Annotated in this window: 26 protein-coding genes; 22 read left to right on the top strand and 4 right to left on the bottom strand. The window is 51.4% G+C overall.

Annotated elements, in window-relative coordinates:
- Positions 1-29: 29 nt before the first annotated feature.
- The 9 genes from JRC49_13745 to JRC49_13705 all read left to right on the top strand — a co-directional run bounded on the left by JRC49_13745 (position 30) and on the right by JRC49_13705 (position 5,945).
- Positions 30-683 carry an NUDIX hydrolase gene (locus JRC49_13745; protein QTE70834.1) on the top strand — a complete coding sequence of 218 codons (654 nt, stop codon included), beginning with the start codon at positions 30-32 and terminating at the stop codon, positions 681-683.
- Between the two features lie 22 nt (positions 684-705).
- Positions 706-1,296, top strand: a complete 591-nt coding sequence (locus JRC49_13740) for a GNAT family N-acetyltransferase (protein QTE70833.1) — start codon at positions 706-708, stop codon at positions 1,294-1,296.
- A gap of 27 nt (positions 1,297-1,323) precedes the next feature.
- The gene (locus JRC49_13735; protein QTE70832.1) at positions 1,324-2,007 is read left to right on the top strand and encodes an MBL fold metallo-hydrolase; all 684 of its coding nucleotides are present in this window, start codon (positions 1,324-1,326) and stop codon (positions 2,005-2,007) included.
- A gap of 42 nt (positions 2,008-2,049) precedes the next feature.
- On the top strand, positions 2,050-2,925 hold the full coding sequence (locus JRC49_13730) for an NAD-dependent epimerase/dehydratase family protein (protein ID QTE70831.1): 876 nt from the start codon (positions 2,050-2,052) through the stop codon (positions 2,923-2,925).
- A gap of 26 nt (positions 2,926-2,951) precedes the next feature.
- Positions 2,952-3,731, top strand: coding sequence for a nucleoside phosphorylase (locus tag JRC49_13725; GenBank protein QTE70830.1), 780 nt, complete (start codon positions 2,952-2,954; stop codon positions 3,729-3,731).
- Positions 3,732-3,749: 18 nt separating this feature from the next.
- Positions 3,750-4,205: a tRNA (N6-threonylcarbamoyladenosine(37)-N6)-methyltransferase TrmO gene (gene tsaA, locus JRC49_13720; protein QTE70829.1), complete on the top strand. Its 456-nt coding sequence runs from the start codon at positions 3,750-3,752 to the stop codon at positions 4,203-4,205.
- Positions 4,206-4,217: 12 nt separating this feature from the next.
- Entirely contained in the window at positions 4,218-4,706 is a 489-nt protein-coding gene (locus JRC49_13715; protein QTE70828.1) for a GNAT family N-acetyltransferase, read from the top strand.
- A 102-nt stretch (positions 4,707-4,808) separates the two neighbouring features.
- Positions 4,809-5,480: a helix-turn-helix transcriptional regulator gene (locus JRC49_13710; protein ID QTE72890.1), complete on the top strand. Its 672-nt coding sequence runs from the start codon at positions 4,809-4,811 to the stop codon at positions 5,478-5,480.
- A gap of 27 nt (positions 5,481-5,507) precedes the next feature.
- On the top strand, positions 5,508-5,945 hold the full coding sequence (locus JRC49_13705) for a GNAT family N-acetyltransferase (protein ID QTE70827.1): 438 nt from the start codon (positions 5,508-5,510) through the stop codon (positions 5,943-5,945).
- Positions 5,946-6,005: 60 nt separating this feature from the next.
- Here the strand turns inward: JRC49_13705 and JRC49_13700 are convergent, their stop codons facing one another.
- Entirely contained in the window at positions 6,006-6,452 is a 447-nt protein-coding gene (locus JRC49_13700; GenBank protein QTE70826.1) for a GNAT family N-acetyltransferase, read from the bottom strand.
- 193 nt (positions 6,453-6,645) lie between these two features.
- On the opposite strand from JRC49_13700, the gene JRC49_13695 reads away from it, so the two are divergent.
- Positions 6,646-7,107 (top strand): MarR family transcriptional regulator, encoded by a 462-nt coding sequence (locus JRC49_13695; protein ID QTE70825.1) that lies wholly within the window; start codon positions 6,646-6,648, stop codon positions 7,105-7,107.
- Between the two features lie 18 nt (positions 7,108-7,125).
- Positions 7,126-7,707, top strand: coding sequence for a flavin reductase (locus tag JRC49_13690; GenBank protein QTE70824.1), 582 nt, complete (start codon positions 7,126-7,128; stop codon positions 7,705-7,707).
- Positions 7,708-7,779: 72 nt separating this feature from the next.
- Here the strand turns inward: JRC49_13690 and JRC49_13685 are convergent, their stop codons facing one another.
- Genes JRC49_13685 through JRC49_13675 form a run of 3 tightly spaced genes read right to left on the bottom strand, consistent with a single transcriptional unit; the run spans position 7,780 to position 9,180 of the window.
- Positions 7,780-8,298 (bottom strand): N-acetyltransferase, encoded by a 519-nt coding sequence (locus tag JRC49_13685; protein QTE70823.1) that lies wholly within the window; start codon positions 8,296-8,298, stop codon positions 7,780-7,782.
- Entirely contained in the window at positions 8,291-8,743 is a 453-nt protein-coding gene (locus tag JRC49_13680; GenBank protein QTE70822.1) for a C_GCAxxG_C_C family protein, read from the bottom strand. The genes JRC49_13685 and JRC49_13680 overlap by 8 nt, the downstream gene beginning before the upstream one ends.
- On the bottom strand, positions 8,740-9,180 hold the full coding sequence (locus tag JRC49_13675; GenBank protein QTE70821.1) for a MarR family transcriptional regulator: 441 nt from the start codon (positions 9,178-9,180) through the stop codon (positions 8,740-8,742). The genes JRC49_13680 and JRC49_13675 overlap by 4 nt, the downstream gene beginning before the upstream one ends.
- A gap of 195 nt (positions 9,181-9,375) precedes the next feature.
- Between JRC49_13675 and JRC49_13670 the strand changes: the two genes are divergently transcribed.
- From JRC49_13670 to JRC49_13620, 11 genes are all read left to right on the top strand, one after another.
- A complete protein-coding gene (locus JRC49_13670) occupies positions 9,376-9,801 on the top strand; it encodes an ASCH domain-containing protein (GenBank protein QTE70820.1) in 426 nt (141 codons plus the stop codon).
- A gap of 9 nt (positions 9,802-9,810) precedes the next feature.
- Positions 9,811-10,800: an aminoglycoside phosphotransferase family protein gene (locus JRC49_13665; GenBank protein QTE70819.1), complete on the top strand. Its 990-nt coding sequence runs from the start codon at positions 9,811-9,813 to the stop codon at positions 10,798-10,800.
- 66 nt (positions 10,801-10,866) lie between these two features.
- On the top strand, positions 10,867-11,442 hold the full coding sequence (locus JRC49_13660) for a TIGR01440 family protein (protein QTE70818.1): 576 nt from the start codon (positions 10,867-10,869) through the stop codon (positions 11,440-11,442).
- Between the two features lie 188 nt (positions 11,443-11,630).
- A complete protein-coding gene (locus JRC49_13655) occupies positions 11,631-13,835 on the top strand; it encodes a UvrD-helicase domain-containing protein (GenBank protein QTE70817.1) in 2,205 nt (734 codons plus the stop codon).
- Positions 13,836-14,132: 297 nt separating this feature from the next.
- On the top strand, positions 14,133-14,669 hold the full coding sequence (locus tag JRC49_13650; GenBank protein ID QTE70816.1) for a GNAT family N-acetyltransferase: 537 nt from the start codon (positions 14,133-14,135) through the stop codon (positions 14,667-14,669).
- A 69-nt stretch (positions 14,670-14,738) separates the two neighbouring features.
- Positions 14,739-15,494, top strand: coding sequence for a class I SAM-dependent methyltransferase (locus JRC49_13645; GenBank protein QTE70815.1), 756 nt, complete (start codon positions 14,739-14,741; stop codon positions 15,492-15,494).
- A 28-nt stretch (positions 15,495-15,522) separates the two neighbouring features.
- On the top strand, positions 15,523-16,293 hold the full coding sequence (locus JRC49_13640; protein ID QTE70814.1) for a methyltransferase domain-containing protein: 771 nt from the start codon (positions 15,523-15,525) through the stop codon (positions 16,291-16,293).
- Positions 16,294-16,313: 20 nt separating this feature from the next.
- Positions 16,314-16,964 (top strand): class I SAM-dependent methyltransferase, encoded by a 651-nt coding sequence (locus JRC49_13635; protein ID QTE70813.1) that lies wholly within the window; start codon positions 16,314-16,316, stop codon positions 16,962-16,964.
- Between the two features lie 28 nt (positions 16,965-16,992).
- The gene (locus tag JRC49_13630; protein ID QTE70812.1) at positions 16,993-17,793 is read left to right on the top strand and encodes a class I SAM-dependent methyltransferase; all 801 of its coding nucleotides are present in this window, start codon (positions 16,993-16,995) and stop codon (positions 17,791-17,793) included.
- 17 nt (positions 17,794-17,810) lie between these two features.
- The gene (locus JRC49_13625; protein QTE70811.1) at positions 17,811-18,344 is read left to right on the top strand and encodes a CHAP domain-containing protein; all 534 of its coding nucleotides are present in this window, start codon (positions 17,811-17,813) and stop codon (positions 18,342-18,344) included.
- 4 nt (positions 18,345-18,348) lie between these two features.
- Complete coding sequence (locus JRC49_13620; GenBank protein ID QTE70810.1) at positions 18,349-18,891, top strand: hypothetical protein; 543 nt, start codon at positions 18,349-18,351, stop codon at positions 18,889-18,891.
- Positions 18,892-18,916 lie beyond the last annotated feature (25 nt).

The raw sequence follows: 18,916 nt of genomic DNA, 5'->3' as shown, positions 1-18,916 counted from the left end.
CCCCGCTGACACGATATGAGGTGATGATCATGAACAGCAAAGTGAATAAGAATCATGTTGAGACGCTGTATGACGCACGGTTCCTGCGGATGTACGATCATCAGTACGCGGAAAACCGGCATTATTTCTCCGTGTCCCGGCGAAAACCGGAGGATCTTGTCGCAAAGCTTCCGGATGACGCTTTCCGTGCAATGCTCCCGGACGCGGTTACAATCGCCGTTGTGCTGCACCTGCCGGGAAATCAGACGCGCCTGCTCATGTCCTATGAGTACCGCTATCCCATCGGACAATTCCTGCTGAGCCCGGTAGCCGGATTGCTGGATCCGGAAGACAGGCAAAGTGACGATCCGCTGGTGAAAGCCGCGATCAGGGAGATCAAAGAAGAAACCGGCCTGACAGTGAAGGACAGCGACCGGGTTTACGTCCTGAATCCCTGTGCCTTCTCCACCCCCGGTATGACCGATGAAAGCAACGCTTTCCTGTGTGCGGAGATCACCCTGGACAACCTGGATGACCTGAACCAGAGCGGGGCGGAAGGTTCCGAACTGTTCGACGGTTTTGAGCTGTTGGACCGGGAACAGGCGCAGGAAATTTTCCGGACCGGAAAGGATAAACACGGAAACTTCTATTCCCTTTCCGCCTGGACGGTGCTCAGCATTTACCTTACAATGTTTAATACATAACGATACAGGAGTCAGTAAGCGTATGGAACGTTTTTATTTTGAAATACCCGGCCCGGAACGAAAAGAGGCCGCCATTGACTATATCAATGAATTCTATCAGTACAATTCAGAAATCAACGGAACCGGAGGACTGAACCGCTTCCTCGATAATTATGAAGGCTGGCTGGAAAAACTGAATCTGGATTATAACCGGGTACCGAACGAGGAAAAAGTGCCTGGCCGAACCTATTTCCTGGTCCGGGAAAGCGATCAGCGGATCGTCGGCATGATCAACATCCGTCTTGCCCTGAATGAAAAGCTGAAGCACTACGGCGGCAATATCGGATACAGCATCAGGCCCACCGAGCGTGGCAAAGGATACAATAATATCAACCTGTATCTGGGGCTGAAGGCCTGCGATTATTTCGGAATCGACAGCGTCTTTATGGATGCCGATCTGGACAATCCCGCCTCCTGGAAGACAATGGAGGCCATGGGCGGAAAACGAATCCGTGAATACTACGACGACATGAACGCCCACTGCACGGTCGTTGACTACACGATCGACGTCAAAAATGCCCTGGCTATGCATCCGGAACTGGAAGCCGTAATTATCCCCCGACGCTTTATTTGAAACAGAACTTAAGGAGAATAACTGAATATGAGACTGAATCAACTTACAGAACGGGTCTGGGTATACCCCTTTGAAGAGGAAAGGGACCGCCCGAATCTCAGCTATATCCGCGGAGACCGCTGGAGCCTGGCAGTGGATGCCGGTCACTCTGAAGAACATATCCGGGAGTTTTACCGGGAGCTGGAAGAAGCCGGCCTTCCCCTACCGCAACTCACCGTGCTGACGCACTGGCACTGGGATCATACTTTCGCCATGCATGCGGTTCACGGGCTCACCCTGGCCAACGAACGGACAACACAGTACCTGCGGGATATCCGTGACCGCCTGGCCAAGGAAGGCCCGGCTTTCTTTCTCGCCATGCATGAATCGATCCAGCGTGAATACGCGGGTAACAAGCCGGTCATTGTAACCCTTCCTGACATGGTTTTCAGTGGTGAAATGACGCTGGATCCCGGCAACTGTCCTGTCCGGATTTTCCAGGCGGAAGCGCCTCACACAGACGACTCCACCCTGGTTGAAGTACCCGGAGACAAGCTCCTGATTATGGGCGACTGCACCGGCGGTGCATTCCCCGGCTGGGAGGTGGATCAGGAACTGGCCAACAAGCTGGCGGAAACCATACGTCAGGTGAATCCTGAAATCTGCCTTCCCGGCCACTGGACTCCCCTGTCCCGTGATTTCATCATCCAGGATCTGCTTTATGGCGAATAATTCATCCCGGAATCTGATTCTTTGCGCAACGGAGACAGCGAAATGAACGTTCTGGTAATCGGTGGTACGAGGTTCTTCGGCATTCCCATGGTTGAGGAGCTTCTGAATTCCGGACACGAGGTCACGATCGCAACACGCGGCCTGTCTGCTGACAGTTTCGGCAGCAGGGTAAAACGGCTCACCCTTGACAGGATCGATGCCCAAAGCCTCCGAAGCACATTGTCAGGCCGTCACTTCGACGTCATTATCGACAAACTGGCCTACTGTTCCAATGATATACGATCCCTCATGGAAGCAGCGGACTTCGGCCGGTACATCCACATGTCCACCACCGCCGTGTATAATCCGAAGCATATCAACACAGTGGAATCTGATTTTGACGGAACCGCAAAGGAACTGATCTGGTGCAGCCGGCCGGATTTCCCCTATGACGAGATCAAGCGGCAGGCGGAATGCGCCCTGTGGCAGAAGTATCCGGATCGGAACTGGATTGCCGTGCGCTATCCTTTCGTCATCGGGAAAGATGATTATACAAAGCGGCTGCTGTTCTATATTGAGCACGTCATGAAATCCATCCCCATGTATGTCGACAACCTGGACTGCCGGATGGGTTTTATCCGTTCCGATGAGGCCGGAAAATTCATGGCATTCCTGGCTGAAAAGCCATTCAGGGGTGTCGTCAACGGCTGTTCGGAAGGCACAATCTCCATCCGGGAGATTCTGGATTATGTTGAACAAAAGACCGGGAAAAAGGCAGTTCTGAACGCCGGCGGTGACGCGGCACCCTATAACGGGGAACCGGAATACAGCATTAACACGGATCTGGCTGCGTCGCTGGGCTTCCGTTTTTCCCGGCTTCATGACTGGATTTTTGAACTGCTGGACTACTATATTGAGGTCCTGCGGCAGGACACCTGATCATTTACCGGAAGGGAGTGAAAATCATGTCATGGTATACCCCCGGGGAACCCATTCTCAGTCCCGGAAAACAGATTGATAGCAAATACCCCGGCATGAAAATTCCTGTGCTCCCTGCCAGGGCGGTTGTTTTTTGTCTGGGAAAAGGCCTGCCGGTACTGAAGGAGCATTATTCCTGTCAACAGCTCATGGAGAAGCTGCCCGGATTCATCACCCACTCCGAGGTGCTTGGAATAGAGGGACATAACGATGTTTGTTTTCTCCACGGAGGCTATGCGGCACCGCAGATTGCCTGCACCGTTGAAACGCTGCACGTTCTTGGCGTGAAGGAAGTGCTCCTGGTGGGGCTGTGCGGTGGCTTTGCAGGTCATCTGTCCGTAGGGGATATCATCCTTCCCGATAAAGTATGGAGTGAGGAAGGGACCTCCCGGCATTATCTGGAGGATCCCGGCTTTGCGCAGGTCACCCCTCCCTTCCCTTTCGATACGCTCGCTTCCTTCTTTCAGGAAAAAGGCTTTCGGGTATTTCGGGAGCCAACCGTAACCACCGACGCGGTTTACCGGCAGACCTACGGCAAGGAACAGTTCTGGCGCGACATCGGCTGTGCAGCTGTGGACATGGAAGCCTCCGCGCTGGTTAACCTGTGCAACCTGTATGGAATCCGGAACGCTGTTGCCCTGATGGTTTCCGACAAGCATCCGCTCAGTGAAAACGACCCTTCCTGGCAATGGGGAAATGCGAATTACGGAGACCTGCTCATCCGGTATATTCTGGACTGCATTGCCTTCAGCACAGGAAAAGAATAAAGCAAGGAATCTGACAAAATGAAATCAATTGAAATGATGCCCATCGGCCGGGTGGAAAACGCCGTTTCGGAGAAAAAGGATACTGCCTGGGGCGAAAACGTCTCATCCATAACGCTTGAGGAACAATATGCAGGCGGCCTGTCCGGACTGGAACAATTCTCCCATGCGATTATCCTGTATTATCTGGATCAGGCGCAGTATGTGAAGGAAAAGCATCTGCAGAGACGTCCGCAGAACCGGGAAGATATGCCCAAGGTGGGCATTTTCTCCCAAAGGGCAAAAGACAGGCCTAACCACATCGGGATGACGTCTGTCGAAATCGTCTCTGTCTCGGACCGTACGCTTACCGTGAAGGGCCTTGACGCTGTCAATGGTACCCCGGTTCTGGATATCAAGCCCTATTATCCCGTCTATGACAGAAAAGAGGCTGTCGTTCCCGAGTGGGTGGACCGTCTGATGGAGCATTACTTTTAAGCGAGGGAAAATATGTTAATCAGAAAAGCTTCCGGTGAAGAAATGCTGAAGCTATGGGATTATCTGGACGTGAATGCAGCCTCGCCTACAGCCCGGTTCTTCTATCAGAATATCAGCTCCGGAAATGCTGATTTCTGGACGCTGGAGCATGAGGGAGAGCTGATCGGGGAGCTGTATGCTTTCCGGAATATAGAAGCGGATCATGATTTCGCAGATGGGAGCTCCACTGCTTATCTGTGTGCATTCAGGATCCGGAAGGAATACCGTGGTCAGGGGCTCGGCAGCAAACTGATGAAAACCGTCGTCGCTGATCTGAAATCCGCCGGTTTCCGGCGTGTCACCATCGGTGTCGGTCCGGAAGAGGAACAGAACATCAGGCTGTATCACCGGCTTGGGTTTACCGTAAAAATCAAGGACTGCTATTCAGATCCCTGCGCCATGGACGAAAGCATGAATCCGGCTCCTGACGAAGGTTTCTGGCTTCTGTCAAAAGAACTGTAATGATCAGATTCACATTTTGTATAGCCGAAGCAGCAAAATTGCTACTGTTGATTGATGTGAAAGCAACGCTAAACCTGTTACCCTGTTCCCGAGGTGATGAAAATGATCTTTTCTGAAAAACTGCAGCTGCTCAGGAAAAATAAAGGCCTGACGCAGGAAGAACTGGCGGAAAAAACAGGAGTCTCCAGGCAGGCAGTTGCCAAATGGGAAGCCGGACAGGTCTATCCGGACATCTTCAACCTGATCCAGATCAGCAATCTGCTCAACGTCAGCGTGGATTACCTGGTAAAGGATCAGGACTGTGCTGTCCGCCCTGCTGCGAAACAGGACTCCGACATGGAAGAGCTGATTGCATTCCGGCTGGAAGCCAACGTGAACACCTATGCCGCGTTTCAGAACGAGGTGGATTCCACCCGTCCCCAATCCCACGATTTCAGGTATGAAAACGGCCGTTATCTGTATCACGACACATACGTCGGCGGAGAACAGTTTGCCGGGGAAGAAGCCGTTTGGCACGATGGAACCGCTGTGTATGCAATGAACTATATGGGCAGGGTGCTGGATGACAGCTTCAGCGGGAATTTCCTGAAGGAAGCTCTTCGTCATGCCGACCGGAAAATGCCCTACCGGGGGCCGGAATACTATCAGGCCGGAGAATATACCTACCGCTGCAAGGTAACGGGTGATTTTACCTGGTTCCAGGGATATGAGGAAATCTACCGGGGCGAAATAAAGGTATATGAATGCACCTTCCATGGCGGTACACTCAGGTAACGAATATACATTTTTTCGGAGGAACAGATGGTACAGATCAAACCTGTCACACAGGACAATCTGGATGAAGTGCTCAGTCTGAAAATCAACGATGACCAGACCGGCTATGTTTCCACCACCGCGGAATCCCTGGCTCAGGCCTATGTTTATCAGGAGACTGCCTTCCCTTTCGCGGTTTACAGTGATCAGGAAATCGTCGGCTTCATCATGATGGGTTATTATGAAACCAAGCAGTACTACACCCTATGGAAACTGCTGATCGACCGGAAACATCAGCATAAAGGCTATGGGCGAAAAGCGCTGGAACTCGGTATCGCATTCCTGAAGGAACGTTTCCATGCGCAGGAAATCTACACCGGCGTCATTCCCGGCAACGTCAACGCGAAAAAACTGTATGAATCTGTTGGTTTCCGGAAAACAGGCGTTTTTGAAAACAACATGGAAGAGCTTCGGCTCATCTGCTGACCACAGGCTGATATGGAAAGACCCGGATCAAAATCCGGGTCTTCTTTCATATGCTTCAGTTTACCGCCGTTTGGCATAATAGATAAAGTCTCCGTCGCGCCTCACTTCCGTATAGCCCAGCTTTGTATAAAAAGCATTGGTCCGGATGTTCCATACAGGCGTATCCAGCGTAAATACCTTCACATTTGTGAACATATCCTCAATAGCTTCCATCATCCGGAGCCCATATCCCTTGCGGAAGTGTTCCGGATTGATAAATATCCTGCCGACATTCAGCTCCGCCCCATCCTGAAACAGAAGAGCTCCGCCAATAATCAGGCCGTTTTCCGTAAGCTTATACAGATGGCCTGTCCTCGCCATCTTCATATGAAACGGAACGGACATATATCCGGGAGGCCCTCCTGTCGAAGTGCCACCGACTTCAACATCCGTGTCAAATGCCTGTTTGGACAGGCTGTTCAGCACCGGCACGTCTGACGTGCCTGCTTTCCTGAATTCGAGACTCATACCATTCACCTTTTCCCTTTCTTATGCTTCCGGCCGGAGGATCACAGCGTTCAATTCTCTCCGCCGAAATCACTGTAAACCGCGACACCGTGTTCGGGTCAACGGTTTTTTCAAAAGTTTATCTCTCTTTTTCAGAAAGGACTTGACGATATTATTTCTATATAGTAATATTCTACATGGAAGGAGGATAACCATGAGAATATCACGCAGCGGTGATTATATCGCCCAGATCCGCCTGATCGGCGGCCGTGTATTTGAAAAGCTGCTGGATGCTTCCGGTGCGGATACCTTTAACGGCCCGCAGGGAAAAATCCTGGACGCACTCTGGCAGCAGGACGGTCTTTCCGCGCATGAGATCGGCCAGCGGACTGGATTGGCCAACAGTACGCTGACAAGCATGCTGGACCGGATGGAGAACGCCGGTCTGGTAAAGCGCGTCCGTTCCACGGAAGACCGGCGTGTGGTTCGAATCTTCCTCGGTCCGAAAGCACAGCAGTGCAAAGAACAGTATGCTGCTGTGTCGGAAGAGATGACCGGCATCTACTTCCGGGGGTTTGAGGACGAAGAGATCACCTCCTTTGAAGGCATGCTGCTCCGGGTGCTGGACAACGTACGCGAAGCAGACAGAAATGACAAATCTCCCTTGAGCGAATAACTCAGAAAGGAAACAACCATGAGTAAAATCAGTTTATCTCCTACGAACGATTACTGTCCCCAGACGCTTTTCCTCTACGGAACCTATGATGAAAACGGCAAAGCCGATTTCGGCCTTTTCTGCTGGTTCAGCTATACCTGGGACACGCAACTGGGTGTGATGGCCTGCATCGGCGGCAGCAAGCTGACAAAGGATAACATTCACCGGCAGAAGGTGTTTTCAGCCAATCTGGTTACGGAAGAAATGCTCCCCCTGGCGGATTATCTGGGATGTACAGACGGACATAACCCGGAAAAAATGAACCTGGATATTGAAATTGAAAAAGGCAGCGTACTGCCAGTACCGGTTCTGGCCGTTTCCCCCGTTGTCTTTGAACTGGAAGTCAAGGACTTTATTCAGCAGGATGACGGCGAGGTCATGCTGTGCAGCATCCGCAACGTACTGCAGGATGAAACGCTGGCGAACGGTAAGGGCACTTCCCTGGATAAGCTGAATTCGATTGCGCCTGTCAAAACCACCTGCAGCCGCTACTTCAGCTGGAAAGGAACAGACCTCGGTGCATGGGGTGAACCTATGACCCGGTTCTCCGGCAAAAAGTAAATATATACCGATAAAACAAACCCGGTTGGGAATCTTTCTCCCCAAGCGGGTTTTTGCATGGTTTTTGCTGCTTTACAGCTTTTTCTGCAGCCAGAGCAGGTCATACCATCTGTCATATTTCTTGCCGACGGTCATCATCCGAGCCACCTGAACATATCCCATCTTTTGATGGAAATACACACTGTCATGTGTCAGGTATTCATCCTCTTCTTCCACATATGCAATTCCAGCCAGCAGATTGACAATTCCCCGTTCCCGCAGTTTTTCTTCCAGTGCAGCATAGAGTAAAGTGCCGGCGCCCTTCCGGTGATGATCCTTGTCAATATAGATGGAGGTGGTCACCGTCCAGTTATAGGCTTCCCTGGGGCTGTACCGGCCGGCATACGCATAGCCGATCACTTTATCCTGATCCAGGCAGACCACATAAGGATACTTTGCGCTGATCTTCTGTATTCTGTTTGCGAATTCTTCCACAGTCGGCACTTCGTATTCAAAGGAAACTGCCGTATTCTGAACGTAATGGGCATAAATCTCAACAAGTCTTTCCGCGTCTTCTGTCCGGACGTCCCGGATTGTCAGTTTGTTATCCATTTTCTCGTCTCTCCCTGATAATATCTTCCAGTACATTGACCGCGTTCTTCACCATCTGCGGGCATACTTCCCTGAACAGGTTCTTTTCCCGGGCCTGCTGTTTCTCTTCCGGTTTGGATATATCATACCCCAGGATTTCCTTACAAAGGCAGGATCCGCAGGCTTGGGCAAATCCGTCCATCATCCTGTCGTTCATCTCGTCCGCTGTCTGCTTGCTTTTTTGATTTTCCGGGTCATCGTATCCGTATAAGATACCCAGCACCATCAGCGCACCGGTACAGGCACCGCATACCTCACCTTTTCTCATTCCGCTTCCGAAACAGGCGCCCAGCTTCAGCGCCTTTTCCTCTGTCAGGCCGCACTGATCCGCATAGGCAGCCAGAACGGCCTGTGAGCAGTGAAACCCCCTGTTGAAATACTCAACTGCTTTTTCCTGACGTATCATTCGCATTTGCACTCCGCTTTCCTGCAGGCTTCGTTATAGAGTCTCAGCGCCTCCAGAACCTGTTCCCGCTTTTCCGTTTCAATACCGGACAGAACCTTCCGGAACTTCATATCCATGTCGTTCTCAATCCTGTCAAACCGCTCCCTGCCGCTGTCTGTCAGGGACAGCACAACGCTCCGTCTGTCTTCCCTCGACGGTTCCCGGTTCACATAACCTTTCTGAACCAGTTCCTCCACGCTTCGGCTGATGCCGCTTTTGTCCAGCCTCAGAGCCTCAGCCAGATCCTTGACACAGATGCCGGGTTTTCGGCCAATCTCTACCAGCAGGAAGCACTGGGACGTATTCACACCGCACTGGCAGCAGTCTGATTGATTCATGTTTGCCAGATGACATTCCAGTTCCCTGGTATATTCCCGCAGCTGTTTCACCTGATTCATTCTTCCCGCCTCCTTTATGCGACAGAGAATAATCCTTTTAGTTGTTTTTGTCAACTGTTTTATTTTGCAACTATTTGCACAGACAGAAGAATACATCTGTCTGCTGTTCCCTCGCTTTTTCCCTGTATTCATGCTATGATGATTGCTGGTTTCGCCCGTGCGGAACCTTATGAAAAACATCAGGAGAAATCAACAATGACAGCAGAAGAAATGTGGAATCAATCCGGATTAACCGGTGAATATGACGCCTGGTCTTTCGGGGATGATGCGGACACCTTGGCTCGGCTGGTAAAGGACGGAATCAAGACCGCCACCTGCTCCGCATACTGTTTTTATGAACTGGAGGAGGAAGAACTGCCGGAAGCAGGCGCATACAACATCATCCTGGACTCCGATGAACAGGCTGTCTGTATCACCAGGACAACCAAAGTATATGTCACGCCTTTCAGCCAGGTGACTGCGGAACATGCATTCAAAGAAGGCGAAGGAGACCGGTCCCTGGCATACTGGCGTGAGGTGCATAAAAGGTTTTTCACAGAAGAACTGAAAGAAGCGGATCTTGAATTTGACGAGGATATGAAACTCGTCTGTGAGGAGTTTGAAGCCGTTTATACCGGCTGATGAATTATGATGAATATCGAAAAAACTATTGCCAGACTGTTTGAAGCAGCCGGTCTCGGACAAATCCTGCCGCCTGTTACGCCTGTCTCCGGCGGCTATATGCACAGAATGTACCGGGTGAATACCCCGGAACGTTCCTATGCTGTAAAGCATCTGAATCCGGAGATCATGAAACGGCCGAATGTCATGGATAATTACCGGAAAGCGGAAAAACTGGAACAGATCATCGAGGATGCCGGAATCCCGGTAGTAGCTGCCTTGACACTCAATGGACAAAAGATGCAGAAAGTGGACGATGAGTATTTCTATGTCTTCCGCTGGCAGAACGGCAGCATCACCGACTGGAACAACATCACACCGGATCAGTGCCGTCAGGCCGGAATCATTCAGGCCCGCATCCACGCCCTGCAGCCCAGGTATATGGGATCTGTCGTTCCGGAACTCAGTACCATCAACTGGACGGAATACATTGCGGAGGCGGACAGGCAGAACAGCGTCATCACTCCCCTGCTGAAGGAGAACAAACAGCTGCTGAACGACGCGCAGGAAGCATTGAACGCCGCCCGGCTGGCACTGCCTGCTATGGAATGCATTACCAATGAGGATATGGATCCCAAGAATGTCATGTGGAATGAAGGCAAACCGGTGATGATTGATCTGGAATGCCTGGATTACGGCAACCCTGTGTCCCACGTTCTGCAGCTGTCCCTGCAGTGGTCCGGCATCACAACCTGCGCCCTGGATCTGGCGAAAACAAAAGCCTTCTTTGACGGATACCTGGAAACCTGGGATAACGGTTTCAGGAATTACGGAAGTGTGTTGGGTCTGGCCTATACCTGGATTGAATGGCTGGAGTATAATATCACCAGGGCTTTGGGACAGTGCCAGGACGAAGAGGAACAGGCCATGGGCGTCTCGGAGGTCCGGAACACCATCAATCGCATCCGGTATATCCGGGAAAAAGAAGATCAGATCCGTAATCTGCTGGACCGGATATGACAGAGCTGAAACTGCGTTATGCAATAAAGTATAAACTCACCAAGATCAGGAAAGGATCGAACAGCTATGAATATCACTGCTGAACTGGTATATGCCCAGACAGAACAGGCCGTTACAGCCCTGCTACAGGAAAACCGTCCCCATTTCAACCCGGTAAAATTGCTGGTCATCGGCGGCAGCTCCAGCGAAATAGCCGGCGGCACCATCGGTCACAATTCCACCTATGAATACGGTGAAGCCGTGGTGGAAGCCGTGATGAAGGTATGCGGTGATGCCGGTGTGGCGCCTGCATTCCAGTGCTGTGAGCATCTGAACCGTTCCCTGATCATGGAAAGGGAAACGGCCGAGCGCTATGGTTATGAAATTGTATGGGTCGTTCCCCGGATCAAGGCCGGAGGTTCTCTGGCCACTGCGGCCTGGAAGCGTTTCAAAGACCCTGTGGCAGTCCTGGCCATTCAGGCGGATGCCGGTCTTGATATTGGCCAGACCTTGATCGGAATGCATCTCCGTCGTGTTGCCGTACCTGTTCGGCTCAGCATTTCACAGGTTGGGGAAGCCCGGATTTCCGCAGCCCGCACCCGTCCTCTGCTGGTCGGCGGTGAAAGAGCACGATATATCCCGGAATCAGAGGAAACCCCGTAAAAGCCCTTACGGCATTGTTGTTTTGTAATAAATGTAAAATATGCAAAAAAATGTAATTCGTTCTTGACAAACCCGGATTTGTTCTGTTATCATGCACTTCCACACGCTTGCAGGACATAGAATCTGTAAGCCTCTGCGTAGAAAAAATACGGCAGAGGCTTTTATATTTTTGCCGGGAAAGGACGATTATGGAATCTGTCACATTACCCGAACATCCATCTGCGAAGGAAGAGTATCTTCATCTTCAGCAGGCTCGGGACACCATTGACCGGGAAATCAGGGAAGTGGAAGCCCTCACCGGGGCAAAGGCCGGTGAGGAAATGGATGTTCATGCAAACATTGTACCGGACGATCAGGAGGAGGTATACCTGCAGCTGTTCAAGGCCAAGCTGGACCGGCTGCGTCAGCTGACCATGGCCGCCGGGCAGGCTTACTTTGCCCGGCTGGACTTCACTCCCGCCGGCAGTTCTCCGGAAACCTGGTATCTGGGACGCTGGGGCGTTCTGGATCCGGCTGCGCTGACTCCGGTTGTGGTGGACTGGCGCTCCCCCGTTGCCAACCTGTATTACTCCGGCCAGATCGGAAAAATGGACTATGAGGCGCCGGATGGACACGTGGAGGGCGAGCTGACCCTGAAGCGAATGCTGACCGTCCGGGAGCGGGAACTTATCAGTCTGTTCGACAGCGGCATTGTTTCCCAGGAAACCTATCTTCAGGAGGTCCTGGGCAGTATCTCCACGGACAGGCTCCGTGAGATCGTAACCACCATCCAGGCGGAGCAGAACATCGTCATCCGTCATCCCCTCGCCGCACACCTGCTGGTACAGGGTGCCGCGGGAAGCGGAAAAACCACCATCGCCCTGCACCGGATCGCTTACCTGCTCTATACTTATCAGAAAACACTGAAACCTGAAAATATGATGATTCTGGCGCCCAACCCGCTGTTCCTCTCCTATATCTCTCAGGTCCTTCCTGATCTGGGCGTCGAACGGGTCGTACAAACCACCTTCGAGGGCTGGTGCCGGGAAGGCATGGGCCGCCGGATGCCGAAACTGCAGCGGGAAAGCCGGCTGGAAAAGAACCTGACCCTTTCAGAGGCGGAGCGGGAAAAAGCCGGCCGGATTCTTCGGCTCAAGGGTTCCCTGGCCATGATGAAAAAGCTGGAGAGCTATCTGGATCATCTGCAGACCGCCATCCTGCCGGAGAAAGGCTTCAAAATGGCCGGTGTCCCGCTCATGGAACATGAGGAGCTCGAAACCATCTTTCTCCGGGATCTGCGGTACTTCCCTCTGGAGCAGCGTATCAGCGAACTGAAGAAGATTGTCCGCAAGAGAGTCCAGTCCGCCTCCGCCCTGTTGAAGGACCGGTACAATGCCAGTGCGGAGCAGATGGTTCTGAAGATCAAGGCCAATATGCGGGAAAGCACCTTGCGGCAGCAGAAGATCAAGGATCTGTATACGATCCGGGACCAACGCTATAAGGAAATCGACGCCCGGGCTGAGGAATACCTCGGCAAATACCGGGATAAATTCCCATTGCCGGACCTGACAGGGCTTTACAAAAACTTCCTCGAAGAATGCTATCCCGGTGAGGAACTGCTTCCGGAAGACGGCACCCTGCGGCAGGAGGACCTGCCGATGCTGGTGATGATCTGCAAAGTCCTCTACGGACTGAAGACAAAGCAGATGAAACATATCGTCATCGACGAATGTCAGGACTTCTCCCCCTTCCAGATTGAGCTGCTGAAGCAGGCTAATCCCGCGGCAACCTTCACCCTGGTCGGCGACCTATACCAGGGTATCCGGGCGGATGAGGGAATCCGCAGTTGGGAGGAATGGAAGGAACCGGTCTTCAAAAACAAAGCGGATCTGAAACAGCTGACCGTCAGCTACCGGAACACCGTCGAGATTATGAATCTGGCCCAGTCCGTGTCCGGCCGGTATCCCATCCCAGGCATCTGTGAAACAAAGCCCGTGCTGCGACATGGTGAAAAGCCCAGGATCATCCGTACGGACAGCGACAAAGACCGTCTTTCCCGGATCCGGGAACAGGTGCAGGCCTGGCGCCGGGAGGGCTATCACAGTATCGCCCTGATCGAAAAAACAGCGGAGCAGGCAAAGAAACTGTACAAGCAGATCGGTCAGGAACTGGATGCTCACCTGCTGTCTGAAACGGATTCCGAATACCGGGGCGGTGTCATGATCCTTCCGGCCAGCATTGTCAAAGGCATGGAATTCGACTGTGTAGGCATCTGCGATGCCTCCGCGGAAAACTTCCCGGAGGATGAATTCCTCTGCCGGATCCTGTACGTCATGATGACCCGTCCCCTGCACCGCCTGGCCATCTGGCACAAAGGAGAACTTTCTCCCCTTCTTTCTGGTACTATCCAATAATCATTGTAGAAAAGCTATGCCTCAAAACAATCCGTAGCCTCCAGAATTAAGGCTGTCCTCTTACTTCGTCTGAAGAACAAATAATTCTGCATTTTGCATTCTTAATTCTGCATTTGGCATCGCTACGCGATGACACTGTCCCTTACTACGTCCGAAGGACGCAAATTATGAATTATGAATTGTTGCGGAGTCATCCGTGCTTTAGCGCGGCGAATGACTCCCACGCTACAGCCGTCAAAGGTCTGAAAGAGCTTTGGTAACGGCGATTACGAAATTGTGAATTAAAGGAGACCGACTATGATTGAAACAGAACGACTATTATTGAGACCTTATACTCTCTCCGACTTCGATTCCCTCTACGAAATCATGTCCGATCCTGAAACCATGCAGCACTACCCGGCACCCTTTGATGAGGAGAAAACCCGCAACTGGATCACCTGGAACCTGGACAACTATGAGAAATACGGATTCGGTCTCTGGGCAGTTATCCTGAAGGAAACCGGTGAGTTTATCGGGGACTGCGGTATTACCCTCCAGAATATTGATGGTGAAATCCTGCCGGAAATCGGGTATCATATCCATAAAAAGTACTGGCGGCGTGGTTTCGCAAAGGAAGCCGCCCGGGCTGTCCGGGACTGGGGGTTCCGTAACACACAGTACGATATCTTCTACTCCTACATGAAGTACACAAACATCGGCTCCTGGTCCACTGCCCTGGCCAACGGGATGAAGAAGGTCAAGGAATATCCGGATCCGAAGAATACGATCTCTTATGCCTATGCGATCACCCGGGAGGAATGGGAAAAGCTGCAACAGAACAGTTCAGCCGACTGATTCCAGTCTCCCTGTTAGTTTCCTTTCTGACAAATGGAGTATAAAAACAGAATAAAGGAGTGAACCGGAATGAAAGAGTACACAAAGCAGCACAAGAAAGCATGGGAATACAACGCCTATGATTTCTGGGTCAAAAATTCCGGAACCCCGGCAGAACGGGCAAAAGAAGATGCCGCGGATCCGGAAAAGATGCTGAGAAAATACGCACAGTACTTCGACAGCTATAAAGGCGTCCGGATTGCCAACATCTGCGGGTCCTGCGGAAAAAAAGCCGTTCCCCTGGCGCTGCTCGGAGCTGACGTGACAGTTTTCGACATCTCCGAAGAGAACAAACGCTATGCCATGGAAACAGCGCAGGCAGCAAATGTTCCTCTGAATTATGAGGTTTGCGACATTCTGGAGATTGATCTGGAAAAGTATGCCGGTTATTTCGACATCGTCTTCATGGAGGGCGGAATCCTGCATTATTTCCATACGATCGATGAGTTTATGAAAATGATGAGTACCATCCTTAAGCCGGGCGGAAAAATGATCTGCAGCGATTTCCATCCTTTTACCAAGATCCTGGACAGCCTGAACCTTGGGCGCCCCACCATGAGTTATTTCTCAACGGATGTCTATGAGGGGGAAATGGCCCATGCCCGTTTCTTCCCGGAAGAGATCCGTAGCCGGATGCCCAAATGCAGCTACCGCCGGTATACCATGAGCGAGATCATCAATTCCATCATCCGGTGCGGGTTCTGCCTGAAGCAGCTGGACGAACATCCCGCCTGGGAAAACGACAGCCTGCCGGGCGAATTCACCGCGATTGCGATCAAAAACTGATCGTCACAGAAAAGGAGGAAACCTGACGATGGAATACAGAAAAGTGTTTGATAAAATCCCGGAACAGTTCGACAAATACAGGCCCCGGTACAGTGCCGAACTCTTTGCAAGCCTGATTGACTACGCAGGAATCGGGCCGGGTGTATCAGTGCTTGAGATCGGTCCCGGGACAGGCCAGGCAACCGATCCGATTCTGGAAACCGGCTGCGATTATCACGCGATTGAACTGGGAGAGCATCTCTACGCGAAGATGAAGGAAAAATACGGAAACCGGCCTAACTTCCATATTGTGAATGATGATTTCATCACCCATGATTACGGCGATCAGAAGTTCGATATGATTTATTCCGCCGCGACCATCCAGTGGATCCCGGAGGCTGTCGCCTTTTCAAAGACCTTTGACCTGCTGAAGCCGGGCGGAACCCTGGCCATGATGCTGACCAGCGATGATTACAAGACCCCGAACGAAACGCTTTATAACCGGATCCAGGAAGTCTACGCCAAGTACTTCAAACCGGAAGCAACCTATAATGAGATGCGTGCTCCCTTCAGCTACACCAACGCTTCCAATTACGGTTATGTGAATTTTGAACGGCGGGTTTTTCATGGACAGCGCGTCTTTACCGCGGATGAATTTGCTTTATACAGCGGAACCCACTGCACTTCCATCGTGATTCCGGAACCTTATAAAACCAAATTCTTCAGCGGCCTGAGGGAAGCTGTTCTGGAAGCCGGAAACAAAATCGTATTCAATGATACCTATATCCTGTATCTGACCCGAAAACCGAAGGAAGGCTGAAACCTTGGAAAGGATGAACGATGAGCAACCTTGTCACGCAATGGTATGAAGATAAAAAGAATGTGGATGAAATGCAGCAGTGGAATCCCGCGCTGAAGGAATGGGAACGGACAGTGATCCGCTGTTTTCCTGCCGGTGCCAGAATCCTGGATATCGGCTGCGGTCTGGGACGTGAAGCTTTCGCCCTGGCGGAAATGGGTTTTGACGTTGTCGGAATAGATATCTCAAAGGAAGTTATCTCCCAGGTTAAGCAGTTATCTGCTGAAAAAGGGTATTCTATCCCCTTTTCTGATTATGACGGGAAAACCCTGTCTTTCCCGGACAGCTCGTTTGATGTGGTTATAATCTGGGCCCAGACCTTCGGTCTGCTGTACGGAGACGAGTATAAACAGGAATTCCTGGCGGAATGCAAAAGAGTCCTCAGGAAAGACGGTCTCTTCAGTTTCTCCGGACATGATCTGCATTTTCTTCAGGCGTATCATCCTAACTGCCTCAATGGCCGGAAGTTCTACCCCTATGCCAATACGGAAATGTACTGGGAAACCTTTGAGGCATCTGACCTGACGCACTTTGCCGAACAGGCGGGCCTGGAGGTTGTCCTGTGCGAAAAAGGAAAGATCTACAAACCGGAGGACGGGACAATCCTCCACTGCTTATGTAAAAAACAGTGAATGATTTTGATGAAGCGGAGGCCGTAAAATGGAATCAGCGAACCAGGGAAAAGGTTGGACGTTCAACACCGTATCCGGAACCTATGATAAAATGCGTCCCGGTTACCCGGATGAACTGTATCAGGTATTGTTTGCCTATGCTCCGCTGAACGCCTCATGCGCAGCCGTGGAAATCGGTATCGGCGCGGGCCAGGCGGCGCTGCCCGTCCTGAAAACCGGCTGTGCGCTGACGGCGGTGGAATACGGTGATCAGCTGGCGCAGGTATGCAGGGAAAAGTTCCGTAATTACCCCCGCTTTTCAGTGATTACCGGCAAATTTGAAGATGCAGTCCTGCCGGAAGATGCTTTTGACCTGGTTTACTCGGCCTCCGCCTTTCACTGGGTGCCGGAGGAAATCGGATATCCAAAGGTTTTCCGGATACTGAAGTCCGGAGGCTCTTTTGCCAGGTTTGCCAATCATCCCTACCAGGCAAAAGATAATCCGGAGCTGCTTGCGGACATACAGCAAGCCTATGCCGAATACTATTATCCCTATTACGGAAAGCAGCCGCGGACACCTTCTGAGTATACGGAAGATCAGGCAGCGGCACGTGCAAAGGTCGCCGATCAATACGGGTTTACGGACACGCGGTATGCCCTGTTTTACAGGCAGCGGATCCTGACAGCTGCCGAATACAGGGCGCTGATCGGAACTTACTCGGACCATATTACCATTGAGGAAAGCATCCGGGAACGCTTCTTTGACGCCATAGAAGAAACAATCAACCAGCACGGCGGGTCCATCACCATATTTGATACGATTGATCTGCAGCTGGCCAGGAAGCCATAAGAAAGGCTGGAACAGTCATGGATAAAGCAACCCGAAAAACATTGGCAAAGGTCGCAGAAGAAAAAGCCCGACTTCCTTTTCACGGATATATTGAAGACAAAGAATCCAATCTTGAGCCCCTTATCCGGTTTTTCCCCGGGTGGACCCTGCAGGAAGCAGACGGCGTATGGTGTGCAGCCTTCGTGTACTACTGTTGCAGGGAAGCAGGGTTTGATCTCCCCATCCGGCCGGACGAATGCAGATCCTGCCATCTGGCGGGATGTATCGCCTGGGAAGAGTGGGCGATTGGCGATGACCGGATCGGTTACCATAAAGGAACGGATGCCTTTGTGCCGGGAGCCGGTGATATTGTTCTTTATGACCGGGTCTTCAACAATCAGGAGCATGACCATATCGGCATTGTTCTGCGGAAACGCGGAAACACCCTCATCGTTGCGGAAGGTAATAAGGACAACATATCGCAGATTGTGGAACGTCCGCTGGACGGCCATATCAGGGCATTTATCAGAATTCCGGATGGATATCGGTATCATCAGCCTGAAAGGATCTGAATCAATGAAGATCATTGCTGTTTCCGCCGTGACAGCCGGCGGTAAAACCACCGCGGTTAACGCTGTAAAGGAAAAGCTCCCCCGCTGCACGTCCCTGCATTTTGATGACTACTCCTTTGAGGGAGAAGTCGATGATTTCCACCAGTGGGTACTGGACGGTACGGATTATAATGTATGGAACCTTTCTCCCCTGAAAGCGGATATCGAGAATATCATCAGCAGCGGAGAGTATGATTATCTGCTGCTGGATTATCCCTTCGCCTACAGGAATGACCTGATCAGGGATTATATTGACTGCGCTGTGTTCATCGATACCCCGTTGGATATTGCCATGGCGCGCAGAATCCTCCGGGATATGAACAATGCCTCTGCAGATGAAATCCGGGAAGAAATGAACATCTATCTGAACTATGCCCGGATTGCCTATGTGCAGATGCTGAAGGATATCAAACCGTCATCTGATTATGTCATTGACGGGGTGCAGGATCTGGAGTATATCACAATGGAATTGCTGGATATTATTATGAACATAGGCAATAAGAAATGATGAAAAACAATATATCTTCTGAATG

The sequence above is a fragment of the Clostridiales bacterium FE2011 genome, assembly GCA_017569305.1.
Lineage (GTDB): Bacteria > Bacillota > Clostridia > Christensenellales > Aristaeellaceae > Aristaeella.
Note: the sequence above shows the minus strand (reverse complement) of the source record. Positions and strands in the feature narration are given on the sequence as shown.